Raw genomic sequence first — 16,382 nt, 5'->3', positions numbered from 1 at the left:
ACGAGCACCGCAGCGCCGATCGGCGGGCTGACGCCAGCGGAGCGGACCGGCCAGCTGGCGCCAGCGGAGCCGACCGGCCAGCTGACCCTCGCGGCGATGCCGAGGCGACTGTTCGCGTGCACGCCGTCCCGATTGGCCGCCTTCGACTGCCCGCGGCGTTACCGCTTCACCTACCTCGACCGGCCGGCGCCGGCGCGCGGCCAGCCGTGGGCGCACAACACGGTCGGCGCGGCGACGCACGTCGCGCTGCACCGGTGGTGGCTGCTGCCCCGCTCCGCGCGGACGTCGGACGAGGGCGTGCGGCTGCTCGAGCGCAACTGGCAGCAACTGGGCTTCCGCGACGACGCGCAGTCCGCCCGGGCGCTCCACCGCGCTGCCGGGTGGGTCCGCCGCTATCTCGACGATCTTGACCCGGACGCCGAGCCGGTCGGCGTCGAGCGCACTGTCGCCACCCGCACGGACCGGCTTGCGGTCTCCGGCCGCGTCGACCGCATCGACGACCGCGACGGCGAACTGGTCGTCGTCGACTACAAGACCGGCCGCCGCCCGCTCACCGAGGACGACGCCCGCGGGTCGCAGGCGCTCGCCCTCTACGCGCTCGGCGCCCAGCGCACTCTGCGTCGCGACTGTGTGCGCGTCGAGCTGCACCACCTGCCCAGCGGCAGCGTCGTCTCAGCCGACCACACCCCGCAGAGCCTGCAGCGGCACGTCACGCGGGCGGAGAGCGTCGCCGAGGACATCGTCGCGGCGACGGACACGCTGGCCGCCGGGGCGGACGCCGACGAGGTGTTCCCCGCCGCCCCCGGCCCGGGCTGCTCGTGGTGCGACTTCCGCCGGCACTGCCCGGCCGGGCAGACGGTCTCCCGTCCGCTCGACGCGTGGGCCGGGCTGGCGGACCCGGATATCGCGGACCCGGGTGCTGCGGACCCGGCTGTGGGCTGAGCGCGAGCCGATTCAGCCGGCTTCGGCGCGTTGCTTGGCGTCGCGGTAGAGCGGCCCTTCGCGGTACTGCGCGGGCAGAGTCCGGGTGGCTGCGCGCAGCGTCCGCAGCGCCGCCGCGGTCGCCACCGAGCGGCCGGGCAACGCCGGCCAGCCGTACATCCGCAGCGCCCACCTCGGCAGCAGGCCGAGCGCCAGCGCCGACGCGGTCGTCCAGCCGATCCGCGCCGGCACCTGGTAGCGCGCGGGCAGCGTCATCGGCGGCGCCACCACGGTGCGCGCCGCCTCCTTCGCCTGCGGGATGGCGCGCAGCGTCGAGCGCAGCGCCGCGATGCCGTCGGCCACGTCGGCGACGGTCGTCGGCACGCGGTCGGCCGGCACGCCGACGAACTCGGCGGCCAGGGCCTGCTCGGCGACGTAGCCGTCGGCGTCCGCCCGCGTGAGATGCATGCCCGACGCCCGCGCTGCCGTCAGGAACGAGTCGACGAGGCACAGGTGCACCCACGCCAGGTGCTCCGGGTCGTCGATGCCGAGAGCGGCGTGCACCGCGCGCACCCGGGCGGCGGCGGCGTCGACATCGCGCCGCGGGCTGAAGGAGACGGTGCCGACGTAGTTGACGGTCGATTCCAGCCGCAGCCAGATGTCGTCGTGGAAGTTCGAGCGCTCGTACAGCAGCTCCATCGCGCCGGGGTGCAGCGCCTGCAGCAGCAGCGCCCGCAGCCCGCCGACCATCGACACCGGCTCGCGATGAATGCGCCAGGTGATGCTGCGGGGGCCGAAGTAGCCGAGGTCGTCAGTCACTCCTCCAGCGTCACACGCTCAACGCCAGAAATCGACCAGGACCGCAACCAAGTCTGCCGGGTTCTCCTCGGCCGCCGAGTGCGCGGCGTCGGAGACCACCTCATATCGCGCGCCCAAGCGGCGGGCCATGTCCTGCTGGTCGGCCGGCGGCCACGCGTCGTCGTCCACGCCGTGCACGACCAACGTGCGCACGCCGGTCGCGGCGAGCTCCTCGACGCGATCCGGCTCGGCGCGCAGCGCGTCCGCCATTCCCTGCAGCATCTGCGGCGACCCGTGCAGGAAGCGGCGTTCGAGAAAGCGTTCGACCTCCGGGGGCGGCGGCGCGAACCCCGGTTCCTCGGCCGCCGCGGCCTGCATCGCGGCGTACACGCCGGATAGCCCGCCGGTCGCGAGGACCGGCTCGAGCTCGCTCATCCGCACCCGCCGGGCGCCGCCGAGATCGGCCGGCCCGGAGGACAGCAGGACGAGGGAGTCGAACGACGACGCGGACGCGATGACCGCCGCCCGGGCGACGAGGCCGCCGAAGGAGTGTCCGAGCAGCCGCACCGGGCCGGGCAGCGCCGCGGTCACTGCGAGGACCGCACGGGCGAGCCGGTCCGGGGTGTATTCGGCCCGGTCCGGCGGCCCGGGCGACTCGAACTGGCCCGGCTGGTCGATGGCCGTGACGGCGAAGCCGGCGTCGGCCAGTGGGGCGAGGATCGGCGCGAAGTCCTCCTTGCTGCCGGTGAACCCGGGCACCAGCAGGACGGCCGGGCCGTCGCCCGCGTGCAACGCGGCCAGCTGTCGGCCGTCGACGTCGAAGGCGACCCGGCGCGCCCCTGCCGCGGAGTAGATCACCGGCAGCTCACCGGTAGGCCGCCGTGCCGCCCGGTCCGAACACCAGGAATCCGCTGCCCAACGGATAGCCGCCCGCGACCCCCGCGGGCGCCGCCGGCAGCGGGTAGGCGTGCAGCACCCGGCCGGTCCCGCCGTCGAGCACCGTCGCGCCCTGTGCCGAGGCGGCGACGATCCGCGTGGCGGCGCGCTGCGGGATGGTGTCCCCGTCGGTGGCGACGATGCCAGGCGGAGACGCGGTCGCGCGCGCCCACAGCGGCTGGGATTTCGCCGCGCCGAGGGCGTAGGCGACGCCGCCCACCCAGACGATGTCGGCGTCGACCGTGCCGGTCGCCTCGACCGGGCCGATCGAGGCGGGCGCCGGGCTCAGGGTGACCGGCGCGCCCGGCCGGCCGGACGCGATCAGATAGCGGACGAGCTGCCGCGACGTCGGGTCGATCGCCGCGACGACGACGTCGGCGCTGACCGGGACGTTGTCGTCGCCCAGATCGTTCCACTTGATCTGGTCGGCGTTGGGCTTGCCGCTGTCGCCGTTGCCGAGGTTGGCGTCGCGCAGCAGCAGCTGCACGCCCCGGCCGCAGAACTTGACGCCGGCGCAGCGCGGTTTCGCGCAGTCCTGGCTGATCAACGCGCCCGACGTGCCGAGCATCGCGGCCCTGATCACGCAGCCGTAGCGGGTGTAGGTCCACTTGTCGTAGCCGCTGCCCGGATCGATCGCGTAGATCACCGACTTCGACGTGACCATGAACGTGAACGGCGTGGCCTGGAACGCCGGGCGCCCGTTCAGCGGCATGCCGTCCTTGTCGAGCGTGCGTGTCCAGCCGCGCCGGCCGGTCCCCGAGGCGAAGGAGCTGACCTCGTCGCAGTTGCCGGCAAGCTCGTAGACGGCGATTGTGGTGCCGCCGATCTGCGCCGCGGTGCACACGGTGCGGTCGGTGCGCGTGTAGGACCACGTCTGCCGGCCACTGCGCGCGTCCCGGCCGCGGACGGTGTGCGCGTCGAAGGTGACGACGGTGCCCTGATACTGCGGCGAGCCGATCGCCGGCTGGTCGCCGGTGCGCCACGCCAGCCGCTGGGTCGTCGACGCGTCGGTCAGCGCCAGCGCGGCGGGCGCCTGGGAAACCGTGCGCAGCGTCGCGTGCGCCGCCTCGCCGCGCGCGTAGGCGACCACCACCCAGACAACCAGCCCGATGACGATCACGCCGACCACGACCGCGTAGCGGATGCGCGCGGGACGTAGCTGCGACAGGTACCGCTCGCGTGCGGCCGACGAGTCGCTCACCCCGTCATCCTGGCTCATCACGCCGCCGGCCGGGTCAATGGCTGCCAGCAGCGCGTGGTTCAGCTCGCGGACGCGGTGTCGTCGGCGGATCCGCCGACGGTGTCGCGGTCAACCAAGCCGGCGCCCGTGTTCGCAGCGGAACCGCCACGGCCTCGGCCGCCGCGCCGACGGCGGCTGCGCCGGGGCGCGGCAACCGGAGCGGAGGTGTCCGCGCCGTCCGCGGCGGCGGCCATGGCGGCGGCCGGCGAGCCGTTCGCGCCGGAGCTCGCCGACTTCGGCTCGCCCGTCGGGTCGGCGGCCGAGTCGAGCGGCTGGCCGCTGCGCGTGCGCGTGCGCGTCCGGGCCGGTCGCTCGCGTGCGGGGCGCTCCGACCGCTCCGACCGATCTGGCCGCTCCGACCGTTCTGGCCGGTCGGGCCGAGAGTCGCGGTCGGGCCGAGAGTCGCGGTCGGGGCGGGAGTCGCGGTCGGCGCGGCCGCGCGGGCCGGTCGGCCGTCGGCCGGGCGGCGTGCGGTCGCGGCCGCCGAGGTTTTCGATCGTCTCGGCGTCCAGGCCCGCGCGGGTGCGCTCGGCGCGCGGCAGCGTGCCTTTCGTACCTTCCGGTATGTCGAGTTCGAGGTAGACGTGCGCCGAGCTGGAATACGTCTCGACCGGCTCGTGGAACGGCAGGCCCAGCTCGTCGCAGATCAGCTTCCACCGCGGCATCTCGTCCCAGTCGACGAACGTGACGGCGGTGCCCTTCGCGCCGGCGCGCGCGGTCCGGCCGATCCGGTGCACGTAGGTCATGCCGTCCTCGGGCGCCTGGTAGTTGACGACGTGCGAGATGCCGTCGACGTCCAGGCCGCGGGCGGCGACATCCGTCGCGACGAGCACGTCGACCTTGCCGGAGCGGAAGGCGCGCAGCGCCTGCTCGCGAGCGCCCTGGCCGAGGTCGCCGTGGATGGCGGCGGCGGCGAAGCCGCGGTTCTCGAGCTCGTCGGCAACCTTGGCGGCGGTCCGCTTCGTGCGGGTGAAGATCAGCGCCAGGCTGCGATTGCGGGCCTGCAGCACGCGGGTGAGCAGCTCGACCTTGTCCATCGCGTGCGCGCGATAGGCGAACTGATCGATGTGCGACGTGTTGGGGGTCCCGGTGTCCTGCTCGGCGCGGATCTGGATGGGCTGGATCAGGAACTGCCGGGCCAACGCGACGATGGGGCCGGGCATGGTGGCCGAGAAGAGCATCGTCTGGCGTGCGGCGGGCACCATCGTGAGCAGCTTCTCGATGTCCGGCAGGAACCCGAGGTCGAGCATCTCGTCGGCCTCGTCGAGCACCAGGATGCGCGCGTCGGACAGCTTCAGGTGGCCCTGCTGCGCGAGGTCGAGCAGCCGCCCCGGGGTGCCGACCGCGACGTCGACGCCCTTCTGCAGCGCGTCGATCTGCGGCTCGTAAGCCCGGCCGCCGTAGATGGTCAGCACCCGCGCGCCGAGGCGCTTGCCGGCGCTGGCGAGGTCGGCTGCGACCTGCACGGCGAGTTCCCGGGTCGGGGCGACCACCAGCGCCTGCGGCCGCGCGCCGGCGCCGCCGGGCAGCGTGAGCCGGTTGAGCAACGGCACGCCGAAGCCGAGCGTCTTGCCGGTGCCGGTGCGCGCCTGGCCGATCAGGTCGTTGCCGGCGAGCGCGATCGGCAGCGTGAGTTCTTGGATCGCGAACGTGCGGACGATGCCGACGTCGGCGAGCGCGTCGACGATCTCCGGCTTGATGTCGAACTCGCTGAACGCGGGACTGTCCTCGCGGACGGGCGCCCGCGCGGCGAGTTCGGCGGCTTCAGGGGTCGGCGTGGGCAGGTCGGTGCGGTGGTCGGCCTCGGCGGGCGGGACGGCCGCGATGTCGTCGGGCGAGATGTCTCCCGGCCCCGGCTCGGGTGTCGACACCGCGCCGGCGGAAGCCGCGGAAGAGGGGTCAAGAGCAGGGGTGATGGCGTCGTCGGTCAATGCGTTCCTCGCGAGAGCAGGTGCGCCGACCGTGGATTCCAACGGTGGCGCCTGCGACCTGGAGAGGAGGGAGGCGCACTGCGGTCAACGCGCAAATTCGTGGTGCGTACGCGATAAGCGTACCCGCCGTGCCGGATAACCTGCGCAGGTGCCGCCCCCGGAAGCCGTCGTCGACCTGCTGGGCGCGCTCGCCTATGGCGAGCTCAGCGCGTTCGACCACCTCGCCGACGACGCCGGTCTCGCGCCGACGTTGGCCGGCCGGGCGCAGATGTCGGCGATGGCCGCGATCGAGTTCGGCCACTACGCGCGGATCGCCGAGCGACTCGAAAAGCTCGGCACTCCGGCCGAGGTCGCGATGGCGCCGTTCGTGGCGGCGCTCGAGAGCTATCACGCGCTGACGGAGCCCTCGACATGGCTGGAGAGCGTGGTCAAGGCCTACGTCGGCGACGGCATGGCGGCCGACTTCTACCGCGAGGTCGCGGCCTTCGTCGACCCGGACACCGGCGCGCTGATGCGCGAGGTGCTCGAGGACACCGGGCGCGCTGAGTTCGCCGTGCGCGAGGTGGAGGCGGCGATCGCAGCCGCGCCGGAGATCGCCGGCCGACTCGCCCTATGGGCGCGGCGGCTGGTGGGGGAGGCGATCAGCCAGACCCAGCACGTCCTCGCCGACCGCGACTCGCTGACGACGCTGCTCGTCGAGGGGGCGGGCGATCTGACAGGCATCGCCGCGTTGATCACCCGGATCACCGATCGGCACGCGGAGCGGATGGTCGCGCTCGGGCTCGCGTCCTGAGCGCGACAACCGCCAGCCAGGCGGGCTTACGGAGCGGCGAAGCCCACCCGGCGGGTGTCGGCCTGCGCGATGTCGACGTAGGCGATGAGGTTGCCCGGCACGATCACCTTGCGGCCGCGGTCGTCGACGAGCACGAGTTGGCCGTCCACGCTCTTCACCGCGGCAGCGACCGCCTGCTCGACGTCCTCGGGCGTCAGCGGGCTGTCCAGCACGATCTCGCGGGCCGTGTGCAGCACGCCGATCTTGACCTCCACGCCGAAACCTCCTGCTGATGCGAATTGCGGCCCGTGCCGCTGATGCTGGCCGGGACGGTCCACGCTAGCCGAGCGCGGGGCGAGCTGGCGCCGCAGCCCGTGCGCCCTCAGCGAACGCGGGCTAGACGTGCCGCGGGAAGTTCGAGATCCCTCGCCACATCAGCGACTCGAGCAGATGCACCGCGTCGTCCTGCGTCAGCGGGCGGCCGCTGGCCAGCCACCATCGCGCGGCGACCTGCGCGGCGCCGGTGAGCGCGGTAGCCAGCAGCTCGGCCTCGGCGCGGCCGAGGCCGGTGTCGCCGGCGACCGTGTTGGCCACTGCGGCCATCGTCTTGCGGGTCACCGACTCGACCTTCTGCCGCACCTCGGGGTCGTTCACGAGGTCGCTTTCGAAGATCAAGCGAAACGCGCCGTCGTGGTCGTCGCGGTCGACGAAGGCGAAGTACGCGGACAACACGGCGTGGATGCGCTGCTCGTTGTCGTCGGTGCCGGCGAGCGCCGCCACGACCGCCTCGGCGAGCGCCTCGGCCTGGGTGTCGAGCAATGCCAGATAGAGCTCGCGTTTCCCCGGAAAGTGCTGGTACAGCACGGGTTTCGACACCCCGGCGCGCTCGGCGATGTCGTCCATCGCGGCGGCGTGGTAGCCGTTCGCGACGAACACCTCTTGCGCGGCGGCGAGCAGCTGCTTGCGACGGGCCGAACGGGGCAGCCGGCCACCTCGGCCGAGCTCGGCGCCGACGGCCTGCGTCACGTCTGCTCCTGTCGCGGGTTGACAAAGCGGGACGAACGGAGCCTACCTGTCGGCCGTCATGGCCGCGCTCACCCGAGTCCGCGCCCCGTCGTCCAAGACGCCGCCGAACAGGTCGCCGTGCTCGGCCACCCGGGCCAGCACCTGCTCGGCGGTGAACGCCAGCTCGCGGCCCTGCTCGACCGCTTGTTCGACCTCGGCCCAGGTCACCGGCGTTGAGACGGTGGGCGTGTCCTTCGCCCGCAGCGAGTACGGCGCGACGGTCGTCTTCGCCGGGTTGTTCTGGCTCCAGTCGACCAGCACCTTCCCGGGCCGCAGCGCCTTGGTCATCCGCGAGACCACGAGGTCGGGGAGCTCGCGCTCGAGCCGCCGGGCGATCGCGTGCGCGTACTGCGAAGGCAGGCCCGGATCGGCCACCGACACCGGCGCGCTGACCTGCATGCCCTTCGAACCCGACGTCTTGGCGAACGCGGCCAGCCCGTCGTCCTGCAGCTGATCGCGCAGCCGCAGCGCGACCTGGCAGCACTGCTCGATGGTCGCCGGCGGCCCGGGATCGAGGTCGAAGACGACGATGTCGGTGCGCGGCGAGCGGGCGCGGCGCGGGATGCGCCACTGCGGCACGTGCAGCTCCAGCGCGGCGAGGTTCGCCAGCCACACGAGCGTCGGCAGCTCTTCGACCACCACGTAGTCGATCGTGTCTCGGTTCTTGGTCGAGCCCGGGACCGGCAGGTTGACGGTGCGCACCCAATCTGGCGCGCCGCGCGGCGCGTTCTTCTCGTAGAAGAAGTGCTGGTGGACGCCGTTCGGGTAGCGCTTCACCGTCAACGGCCGGTCCGCCAGATGCGTCAGCAGGATGGGCGCGATGCGGCTGTAATAGTCGATCACCTCGCCCTTCGTGAAGCCGGTGTCCGGGTAGAGCACCTTGCCGAGGTTGGACAGCGACAGGTGTCGGCCGTCGACGTCCACCGTCACTTTCGCCGAGTCAGCCATTGACAGCGCCGTCAGCCATCGCCTCTGGCCTCCTCGACCTGCTTGTCCGGGCGCAGGCCGCGAAACACCGGCTGGCGCAGCCGGCCGTCGCCGGTCCACGCAGTGAACTCCACTTCGACGACGACCGCCGGCTCGACCCAACGCAGCCGCCGCCCGGCCAGCGGCGACGGCACGCCCGGCACGGGCGGATCCGGCCGCTCGGCGAGCAGCTGCTGCACCCGCGCCGCGACCCGGCCGGCGAGCCCGCTGCCCACCCGGCCGGCGAACGCCAGTCCGTCGTCGGTCGCCATGCCCAGCACGAGGGAGCTCAAGGTGCCCGGTCGCTCGGCGGCGGCTTCCCAGCCGATGACCACGAAGTCGCCTGACCGGGTGAATCGCAGCTTGCGCCAGTCTTCGGTGCGCACGCCGGCGCGATAGGGCGCGGCCAGCCGCTTCGCGACGACGCCTTCGAGGCCATGCAGGCGCGCGACCTCTTCGGTGGCCGGGCCGTCGTCGAACGACGGCGAGACCGTCCAGCCCTCGTGTTCGGCGCAGAACCGCTCGAGGGTGGCGCGCCGCTCGGTGTAGGGACGGGCGGTGAGGTCGAGTCCGAAGCGGCGCAGCAGGTCGAACACGACGAAGGTCACCGGCGTGTCCACGGCGGCGCGGGCGACGTCGTTGGGGTCGCGCAGGTGCATGCGGGTCTGCAGCCGGCCGAAGGAGGGGCGGCCGTCCTCGAAGGCCACGATCTCGCCGTCCAGCAGGGCGTCGCCCACCCCGACCGCCTGGTCGCGGAGCTCCGGATACCCGGCGGTCACGTCGTTGCCGGCGCGGCTGTGCAGGCGCATCGAGCGGTCGGAGACGTCCATCAGCGCGCGCACGCCGTCCCACTTGAACTCGTACGCCCAGCCGGCTCCGGCAGGCAATGTGCTCACTGCGGTGGCGAGCATCGGCTTCACCCGTCCAAACTTAGGGCTGTCCATACTCAGTGGGCCCGTACGAAACGTAGGCAACGGAGGCGATGCTCGTGCGCTCGATCTGGAAGGGCAGCGTCTCCTTCGGCCTGGTCAGCATCGGCGTCAAGCTGTACGCGGCCACCGAGGAGAAGAGCATCAGCTTCAACCAGGTGCGCCGCAGCGACGGCGCCCGGATCCGCTACAAGCGGGTCGCCGAGAGCGACGGCGAGGAGGTCGCGTACGCCGACATCGCCAAGGGCTACCAGCTGCCGAGCGGCGAGACGGTGGTGCTCGACGACGACGATTTCGCCGACCTGCCGCTGCCGAGCGTGCGGGTCGTCGACGTCCTGCAGTTCGTGCCGCTCGAGCAGATCGACCCCATCTACTTCAACAAGAGTTATTTTCTCGAGCCGGAGAAGAACGCGGTCAAGCCCTACGTCCTGCTCCGCGAGGCGCTCGAGGACAGCGGGACCGCCGGCCTCGTCAAGGTCGCCATCCGCAACCGCGAGCAGCTCGCCACGCTGCGCGTGCGCGAGGGCGTCATCGTGCTGGACACGATGATCTGGCCGGACGAGGTGCGCACGCCGGACTTCGGCTTTCTCGACGACGACGTCGAGCTCCGCCCGCAAGAGGCGCAGATGGCGCGCTCGCTCGTCGAGAGCATGACCGGCGACTTCGATCCCGACGAGTACTCCGACGGCTACCGCGCGGCGCTGGAGCAGGTGATCGAGGCGAAGGCCGAGGGCCGCGAGGTCGTCGAGCCCGGCGAGGTGCAGCCCACCGCCGCCAACGTCGTCGATCTGATGTCGGCGTTGCGCGCGTCGGTCGACGCGGCGAAGAAGGGCCGCGGCGCTGCCGAGGCTGCCGCCGATGGCAGGACAAGCGGGTCCGCCGACGCCGCTCCAGCGGCCAAGAGCGCGGCGGCCAAGAAGTCGCCCGCGAAGAAGAGCGCGCCGGCGGCGAAGAAGGCGGCGACAAAGAAGAGCGCGGCGCCAGGCAAGAAGGCGGCTGCGAAGACCCCGGTCAAGAAGGCGGCTGCGAAGACCGCGGTCAAGAAGGCGGCCGCGAAGACCCCGGTCAAGAAGGCGGCGACGAAGCGCGCGAGCAAGTCGGCGCCGGCGAAGAAGGCGGCCCGGCGCAGCGCGTGATTCGAGACGTCCGCCGACGCTACCGGCCAGTAAGCTGACGCGGTGCCGAAACCGCCTTCCCGGACCGCGCCCGAGGCGAAGTACTCCGACGCCGAGCTGGCGCCGCTGGAGGACTCGCACATCTGGCCCGGCGAGGACGTCACCGTCAACGGCATCCGGCTGAACGTGCGCACCACGCCGACCGACGCGCCCGACGCCGAGCCGGCGCTGTTCGTGCACGGGCTCGGCGGCTCTGCGCACAACTGGACCGACTTCGCCGCGGTGCTGCGCCACCGCTTGGCGGTCGAGGCGATCGACCTCCCCGGGCACGGCCGCTCCGGGCCGGCGAAGGACTATCGCCCGGCCGCGCACGCGCGCATCGTGATCGCCTATCTGGAGCAGTCCGGGCGCGGTCCCGTCCACTTGGTCGGGAACTCGATGGGCGGCGCGATCAGCCTGCTGGTGGCTGCTCGCCGTCCGGATCTCGTGCGCACGCTCACCCTCGTCTCCCCGGCGGTGCCGGACAACCGCCTGCGGATCTACCCGCTGAAGAACGACCCGCGCGTGGCGCTGATGGTGCTGCCGGTGCTCGGCGAGCTGGTGCTGAAGCAATTCACGAAGAAGTACGCGGTCGAGGCACGGGTGGCGGGCACGATCCGGCTGTGCTTCGCCGACCGCAAGCGCTATCCCAAGGCCCGCATGGAAGAGGCGTTCGAGGAGGCCCGGGCGCGAATGGACATGCCGTGGGCCGACACGGCGATGCTGCGCTCGATGCGCGGGCTGGTGCGGTCGCAGTTCCTGCGCGGCCGGTCCGGCTGGACGACGATGCGCAAGATCACCGCGCCGACACTGGTCGTCTGGGGCGACGCCGACAAGCTCGTCGCGCCCGACCTCGCCGCCTATGTCGCCGCCGCGATACCCGACTCCAGGCTGGCCGTCCTCGAGGACATCGGACACACCGCGATGATGGAAGACCCGGTGGCGACCGCGCGGATGATGCTCGCGCTGGTCGACGAGGCCTCCTCGACGGGTTGACCGGCGCCTACGCGCAGATCCCGGAGTTCGGCGCCGCGTGTGGGAACCTGGACGCGTGTCGGCACTGGACGAGCGGCCGTCCGCCCGGCGTTCGTCGCACCCTCAACCACCGCATGCCCGACCTCGGCACGCCGGACCACCACATCGCGCCGCCGAGCCGGCGGACGTGCAGCACGCGCGGGCCGGCATGCGCAACGCCGCTGCCGTTTACGGGCCGCCGCCCAGGCGCACCGCGGGCTCCTCTTGGCGCTCGTTCGCGCGCCGCTACGGCTGGCGGGCGTACGCGCTTCCGGTCCTGCTCGTGATCACCGTCGCCGCGCTGGTCCGCGGCGTGCACAGCCCGACTCCGCGCACCACGACCAGCGCGCACCGCCCCGTCGTGACGTCCGGTCCGACGGCCCCGCCGACCGCGTCCGGCAGCATCCCGCTCAAGGACGACCAGACGGGCCCGAACGTGGTGCAGAAGGTCGCGAAGGCCGCCGCGCTGCCGCCCGGAGCGGCCTACCCCTTTGCCGGCAAGGGCACCTTCCACACGCTGCGGGGCACGACTCCGGTCGTGGGCGCTGGGCCCCTGCACCGCTACGAGATCCAGGTCGAGGACGGCGTCGACGACATCAACTCCGCCGCGTTCGCCAAAGAGGTTGTCGCGGTGCTGTCGGACAAGCGCAGCTGGTCCGGCCACGGCGTCTCGCTGGAGCGCGTCGATTCGGGTCCGGTCGACTTCCGGGTGACGCTCACCTCGGCGAAGACGGTGCGCGCGCTGTGCGGATACGCCCTCCCGGTCGAGACGTCGTGCTACGCCCCGGCCGGCGGCGCCTCGCCGGTGAACCGCGTGGTGCTCAACGACGCGCGGTGGGTGCGCGGCTCGACGGCCTATGTCGGCGATCTTGACGCATACCGCATCTACATGATCAATCACGAGGACGGCCACGCGCTGGGCCACGAGCACGCGCACCAGTGCCTGCCCGGCGGGTTGGCGCCGGTGATGATGCAGCAGACGTTCGGGTTGCGTTCAGCGGCGACGGGCACGATGTGCCAGGCGAACCCCTGGCCGTACCCGCCGAACGTGAAGGGCGCTCCCGGCGCCGAGCAGCCGGACACCCCCGCCAACGACGAGTACGGCCTCGGCGACTAGCGAGCGGCGCCGGCGTGTTCCGGAATTCCTCGGCGCGCAAGTAGGTTGAGGCCAGGAGTTCAGCCCCCTACCGACGAGAGAAGTGTCGTGTCCCTGCCGCCGCTCGTGGAACCGGCCGAGTCGTTAACGATTGACGAGGTCCGCCGCTACAGCCGCCACCTGATCATCCCCGACGTCGCGATGGCCGGGCAGAAACGACTGAAGAACGCGAAGGTGCTCTGCGTCGGCGCGGGCGGCCTCGGCTCGCCGGCGCTGATGTACCTGGCCGCGGCCGGCGTCGGCACCCTCGGCATCGTCGAGTTCGACACCGTCGACGAGTCCAATTTGCAGCGCCAGATCATCCACGGCCAGAGCGACATCGGCCGGTCGAAGGCCGAGTCCGCGCGTGACACGGTGCGCGAGATCAACCCGTTGATCACCGTCAACGTGCACGAGACGCGCCTCGACAACGACAACGTCCTCGACATCTTCGCCGGCTACGACCTGATCGTCGACGGCACCGACAACTTCGCCACCCGCTATCTGGTCAACGACGCCTGCGTGCTGCTCGGCAAGCCCTACGTCTGGGGTTCGATCTACCGCTTCGACGGCCAGGTCAGCGTCTTCTGGGACGAGCACGGCCCGAATTACCGCGACCTCTACCCCGACCCGCCGCCGCCCGGCATGGTGCCGTCCTGCGCCGAGGGCGGCGTGCTCGGCGTGTTGTGCGCGGCGATCGGCTCGATGATGGTGAACGAGGCGATCAAGCTGATCACCGGCATCGGCGAGACGCTGCTGGGCCGGCTGCTCGTGTTCGACGCGCTCGAGCTGAGCTGGCACGAGGTCAAGATCCGCAAGGACCCGGCCACCCCGAAGATCACCGAGCTGATCGACTACGAGGTGTTCTGCGGCGTCGTGTCCGAAGAGGCGCAGCAGGCCGCCGCCGGCTCGACCATCACCGCGCAGGAGCTGAAGGAGCTGCTGGACTCCGACAAGCCGACGTACCTCGTCGACGTCCGCGAGCCCGCCGAGTGGGAGATCGTCCGCATCCCCGGGGCCACGCTGATCCCGAAGGACGAGATCCTGCGCGGCGACGCGCTCGCGGGCCTGCCGCAAGACAAGCAGATCGTCATGTACTGCAAGTCCGGGGTGCGCTCTGCGGAGACGCTCGCCGCGGTGAAGAACGCCGGCTTCCGCGACGCGGTGCACGTGCAGGGCGGCGTCACCGCGTGGGTGAACCAGGTCGATCCGTCGCTGCCCGTCTACTGATCGGCCGTTCGGGTACGACAAGAACATGGAGACCCTTGAGCTGTTCCTCGCCGCCCAGCACGTGTTCACCGAGCGCGTCCACGCCGTCGAGGAAGACCAGTGGCACGGTGACACGCCGGATCCGGAGTGGACCGTCGCTGACCTCGTCGGGCATCTGATCGAGGAGCACCGCTTCGCCGGGCCGTTGCTGCACGGCAAGGACGTGCACACGGCAGCGCAGATCGTGGCCGGCTCGCGGTCGTTGCCGGTCGACGGCGGCGTGGGCGGCAACCTCGCCGAAGAGTGGGACGAAGCCGCGGTGGAGTCGGCCGACGCGTTCGCCGCCGACGGCGCGCTCGACCGGGTCGTCGCCCTCTCGCGCGGGGAAACCCCGGTGCGCGACTACATCGCCGAAATGACGCTCGATCTCGTGGTGCACGGCTGGGATCTCGGCCAGGCCATCGGCTACGACGACGCGCTGCCCGACGACGTCGTCGCCGACGCCTACGCCATCGCCCAGCAGTTGGGCGATCTCTCCTCGACCGACATGTTCGACGAGCCGGTGGACGTGCCGGACGACGCGCCGACGATCGACAAGCTGGTGGCGCTCACCGGCCGCGACCCGCGCTGACCTGATTTCATTGAGCGAGGAGCCGGGCATCGCGCATCGGATCCTCGGCTGCATCGAGACAATCCCCGCCGGCCGCGTGCTGACCTACGGCGATGTGGCCGAGTTCGTCGGGGCCAGGTCCGCGCGCACGGTCGGCCGGGTGCTCGCCATGGACGACGGGTCCGTTCCGTGGCACCGGGTCCTGCGTGCTGACGGATCGCTCGCCGAGCACCTGTACACCGAACAACGCCAGCGGCTGCTCGCTGAAGGCGTGCGGTTCCGCGGCCAGCGTGTCGATCTCGCCGCCTGCCGGTGGGACGGCGGCACTGTCGGGTGACGATGCTCGACGTCAGGTCGAGTTCGACGCCAACTCCTCGAGCCGGCCGGCGGGCAGCGTGATCCAGCCCTCGAGCCGAGCGTCGTCGAGTAGATCTTCCGGCGGGCCGAGTGACATACCCAGGAGTACGGAGCGCGCGGACAGCGCGCTGAGCACCGCGTCCAGGGCGTGGTCCGACCTGCGGCACAGCACCTCGTGCGCGCCGAGGTCGACGACGCCGCCGAGCACGTCCACCAGCCGATCGCGGACAGCCCGACCGGTCGTCCCCTTGTAGCCGCGATAGGGCAGCCCCCAGGCGTGCAGCGAGCCGGCGGGGTACACCTCCACCACGAGCCCGGCGCCGCTGCGATCGGTCGCGCCCCACTGCGCCAGCAGCCCGGCGCACCGAAACGCCGCGTGCGCGATGCGGTCGGCGGACACGCTGAGCGGCCGCAGCGGGGGCCGGTGCGCGGCCACCCACCGGTCGGTCACGCGATACGCGAGCGGCACGCGCCCGGCGATCGTCCCCGCCGGGGCGACCGGCCGGCCGAGCGAGTGCGCGTCGACGAAGCGCACGAACTCGCGCGGCCAGCCCAACGGGCAGTCGATCCCGATCTTGCGGGTGTCAGCGGACAGCGCGACGATCCGCTCGTCGTCCGCGCCGACCTCCACCAGCTCGACCCGCTGCCCGTCGAGCACCGCGACCGCGGTCGTCGCCGGCGACGCCGCCAGATCGATCCCGACGACCGTGCTCACCAGCCGACCGTGCTCACCAGAACACCGTGCTCACCAGAGGACCGTGCTCACCAGACCACCGTCACCAGAAGACATCGACGCCGGGCACCGTCGCGAGGTCGCCGAGCAGCAGGGCGCGGTCCTCATCCTCGGCGATCTCGACGGCGAGCGCCCGCTCGATCTCGACGCGGGCGCGGGCCAAGTCGTCGGCGACCGCCGCGGCGCGGGCCAGCGCCTCGTGGCAAAAGGCGAGATCCCAATCGACCAGCTCGTTGTCGACGCAGATCGCAAGCGCTCGTTCGGCATGGTGGCGGGACGGCTCGGCGCGCCCCAGCAGCGCGTACACCCGCGAGCACAGCCACTCCCCGCGGGCCAGGTTGGCCGGCGCGCCCACCTCGCCCCAGTGATAGCGAGACGCGTGCGCCATGTGCGCGAGCCGGTCGTCGTCTGCGCGGCTGCGGTCGTCCTGCTCGATCAAGCGCCACGTGCTGTTGAACAGCGTGATGCCGAGTTGGCGGTGATCAACGGCCTCGTCTTGATCGCTCACAGTGCTCATCCTTGCGCCGGTGGAAGGCTTGGTCCAGACCTGCGTCTTGCCGGCGACCCAGGGCGTCGCCGGCGAAACTGTCGGCGTCGCGTGATGGGATCGAC

At 72.1% G+C, this 16,382-nt stretch carries 18 protein-coding genes; 8 read left to right on the top strand and 10 right to left on the bottom strand.

What is annotated here, in order from left to right; genetic code table 11:
• The first annotated feature begins 96 nt into the window (after nt 1-96).
• Nucleotides 97-942, top strand: a complete 846-nt coding sequence (locus tag ACFFBG_RS06435; RefSeq protein ID WP_375477224.1) for a RecB family exonuclease — start codon at nt 97-99, stop codon at nt 940-942.
• 12 nt (nt 943-954) lie between these two features.
• Here ACFFBG_RS06435 and ACFFBG_RS06430 read toward each other — a convergent pair whose 3' ends face one another.
• The 4 genes from ACFFBG_RS06430 to ACFFBG_RS06415 are packed head-to-tail and all read right to left on the bottom strand — an operon-like array spanning nt 955 to nt 5,679.
• The gene (locus ACFFBG_RS06430; protein WP_375476817.1) at nt 955-1,740 is read right to left on the bottom strand and encodes an oxygenase MpaB family protein; all 786 of its coding nucleotides are present in this window, start codon (nt 1,738-1,740) and stop codon (nt 955-957) included.
• An 18-nt stretch (nt 1,741-1,758) separates the two neighbouring features.
• Nucleotides 1,759-2,577 (bottom strand): alpha/beta fold hydrolase, encoded by an 819-nt coding sequence (locus tag ACFFBG_RS06425; protein ID WP_375476815.1) that lies wholly within the window; start codon nt 2,575-2,577, stop codon nt 1,759-1,761.
• A gap of 7 nt (nt 2,578-2,584) precedes the next feature.
• The gene (locus ACFFBG_RS06420; protein ID WP_375476813.1) at nt 2,585-3,856 is read right to left on the bottom strand and encodes a PQQ-binding-like beta-propeller repeat protein; all 1,272 of its coding nucleotides are present in this window, start codon (nt 3,854-3,856) and stop codon (nt 2,585-2,587) included.
• Nucleotides 3,857-3,915: 59 nt separating this feature from the next.
• Nucleotides 3,916-5,679 carry a DEAD/DEAH box helicase gene (locus ACFFBG_RS06415; RefSeq protein ID WP_375477222.1) on the bottom strand — a complete coding sequence of 588 codons (1,764 nt, stop codon included), beginning with the start codon at nt 5,677-5,679 and terminating at the stop codon, nt 3,916-3,918.
• 295 nt (nt 5,680-5,974) lie between these two features.
• On the opposite strand from ACFFBG_RS06415, the gene ACFFBG_RS06410 reads away from it, so the two are divergent.
• Complete coding sequence (locus ACFFBG_RS06410) at nt 5,975-6,619, top strand: ferritin-like fold-containing protein (RefSeq protein WP_375476811.1); 645 nt, start codon at nt 5,975-5,977, stop codon at nt 6,617-6,619.
• A 26-nt stretch (nt 6,620-6,645) separates the two neighbouring features.
• Here ACFFBG_RS06410 and ACFFBG_RS06405 read toward each other — a convergent pair whose 3' ends face one another.
• The 4 genes from ACFFBG_RS06405 to ligD (ACFFBG_RS06390) all read right to left on the bottom strand — a co-directional run bounded on the left by ACFFBG_RS06405 (nt 6,646) and on the right by ligD (ACFFBG_RS06390) (nt 9,540).
• A complete protein-coding gene (locus tag ACFFBG_RS06405) occupies nt 6,646-6,873 on the bottom strand; it encodes a DUF3107 domain-containing protein (RefSeq protein WP_375476809.1) in 228 nt (75 codons plus the stop codon).
• 121 nt (nt 6,874-6,994) lie between these two features.
• On the bottom strand, nt 6,995-7,624 hold the full coding sequence (locus tag ACFFBG_RS06400; protein WP_375476807.1) for a TetR/AcrR family transcriptional regulator: 630 nt from the start codon (nt 7,622-7,624) through the stop codon (nt 6,995-6,997).
• 42 nt (nt 7,625-7,666) lie between these two features.
• Nucleotides 7,667-8,611: a non-homologous end-joining DNA ligase gene (ligD, locus tag ACFFBG_RS06395; RefSeq protein WP_375476805.1), complete on the bottom strand. Its 945-nt coding sequence runs from the start codon at nt 8,609-8,611 to the stop codon at nt 7,667-7,669.
• Between the two features lie 11 nt (nt 8,612-8,622).
• The gene (gene ligD / locus ACFFBG_RS06390; RefSeq protein WP_375477220.1) at nt 8,623-9,540 is read right to left on the bottom strand and encodes a non-homologous end-joining DNA ligase; all 918 of its coding nucleotides are present in this window, start codon (nt 9,538-9,540) and stop codon (nt 8,623-8,625) included.
• 77 nt (nt 9,541-9,617) lie between these two features.
• Between ligD (ACFFBG_RS06390) and ACFFBG_RS06385 the strand changes: the two genes are divergently transcribed.
• The 6 genes from ACFFBG_RS06385 (at nt 9,618) to ACFFBG_RS06360 (ending at nt 15,017) form a co-directional block, all read left to right on the top strand.
• A complete protein-coding gene (locus tag ACFFBG_RS06385; protein WP_375476803.1) occupies nt 9,618-10,694 on the top strand; it encodes a Ku protein in 1,077 nt (358 codons plus the stop codon).
• 42 nt (nt 10,695-10,736) lie between these two features.
• On the top strand, nt 10,737-11,708 hold the full coding sequence (locus ACFFBG_RS06380) for an alpha/beta fold hydrolase (RefSeq protein ID WP_375476801.1): 972 nt from the start codon (nt 10,737-10,739) through the stop codon (nt 11,706-11,708).
• A 166-nt stretch (nt 11,709-11,874) separates the two neighbouring features.
• Entirely contained in the window at nt 11,875-12,843 is a 969-nt protein-coding gene (locus tag ACFFBG_RS06375; protein WP_375476799.1) for a DUF3152 domain-containing protein, read from the top strand.
• Nucleotides 12,844-12,930: 87 nt separating this feature from the next.
• Nucleotides 12,931-14,091, top strand: a complete 1,161-nt coding sequence (moeZ, locus tag ACFFBG_RS06370; RefSeq protein WP_375476797.1) for an adenylyltransferase/sulfurtransferase MoeZ — start codon at nt 12,931-12,933, stop codon at nt 14,089-14,091.
• A gap of 25 nt (nt 14,092-14,116) precedes the next feature.
• The gene (locus ACFFBG_RS06365) at nt 14,117-14,701 is read left to right on the top strand and encodes a TIGR03086 family metal-binding protein (protein ID WP_375476795.1); all 585 of its coding nucleotides are present in this window, start codon (nt 14,117-14,119) and stop codon (nt 14,699-14,701) included.
• 10 nt (nt 14,702-14,711) lie between these two features.
• The gene (locus tag ACFFBG_RS06360; RefSeq protein WP_375476793.1) at nt 14,712-15,017 is read left to right on the top strand and encodes an MGMT family protein; all 306 of its coding nucleotides are present in this window, start codon (nt 14,712-14,714) and stop codon (nt 15,015-15,017) included.
• 12 nt (nt 15,018-15,029) lie between these two features.
• On the opposite strand, the gene ACFFBG_RS06355 is transcribed toward ACFFBG_RS06360, so the two are convergent.
• Nucleotides 15,030-15,752 (bottom strand): DUF429 domain-containing protein, encoded by a 723-nt coding sequence (locus ACFFBG_RS06355; RefSeq protein WP_375476790.1) that lies wholly within the window; start codon nt 15,750-15,752, stop codon nt 15,030-15,032.
• 61 nt (nt 15,753-15,813) lie between these two features.
• Complete coding sequence (locus ACFFBG_RS06350; RefSeq protein ID WP_375476788.1) at nt 15,814-16,278, bottom strand: hypothetical protein; 465 nt, start codon at nt 16,276-16,278, stop codon at nt 15,814-15,816.
• Nucleotides 16,279-16,382: the final 104 nt, after the last annotated feature.

This window comes from uncultured Jatrophihabitans sp. (genome assembly GCF_964251945.1).
Classification (GTDB): Bacteria; Actinomycetota; Actinomycetes; order Mycobacteriales; family Jatrophihabitantaceae; genus Jatrophihabitans.
This window is presented reverse-complemented; position numbering and strand designations above follow the sequence as displayed.

Excerpts from the sequence above, each read along its gene's own strand:
- ligD (WP_375476805.1), bottom strand. The coding sequence starts at position 8,611 with ATGGCTGACTCGGCGAAAGTGACGGTGGACGTCGACGGCCGACACCTG.
- ACFFBG_RS06435 (WP_375477224.1), top strand. The coding sequence starts at position 97 with ATGCCGAGGCGACTGTTCGCGTGCACGCCGTCCCGATTGGCCGCCTTC.
- ACFFBG_RS06365 (WP_375476795.1), top strand. The coding sequence starts at position 14,117 with ATGGAGACCCTTGAGCTGTTCCTCGCCGCCCAGCACGTGTTCACCGAG.
- ligD (WP_375477220.1), bottom strand. The coding sequence starts at position 9,540 with ATGCTCGCCACCGCAGTGAGCACATTGCCTGCCGGAGCCGGCTGGGCG.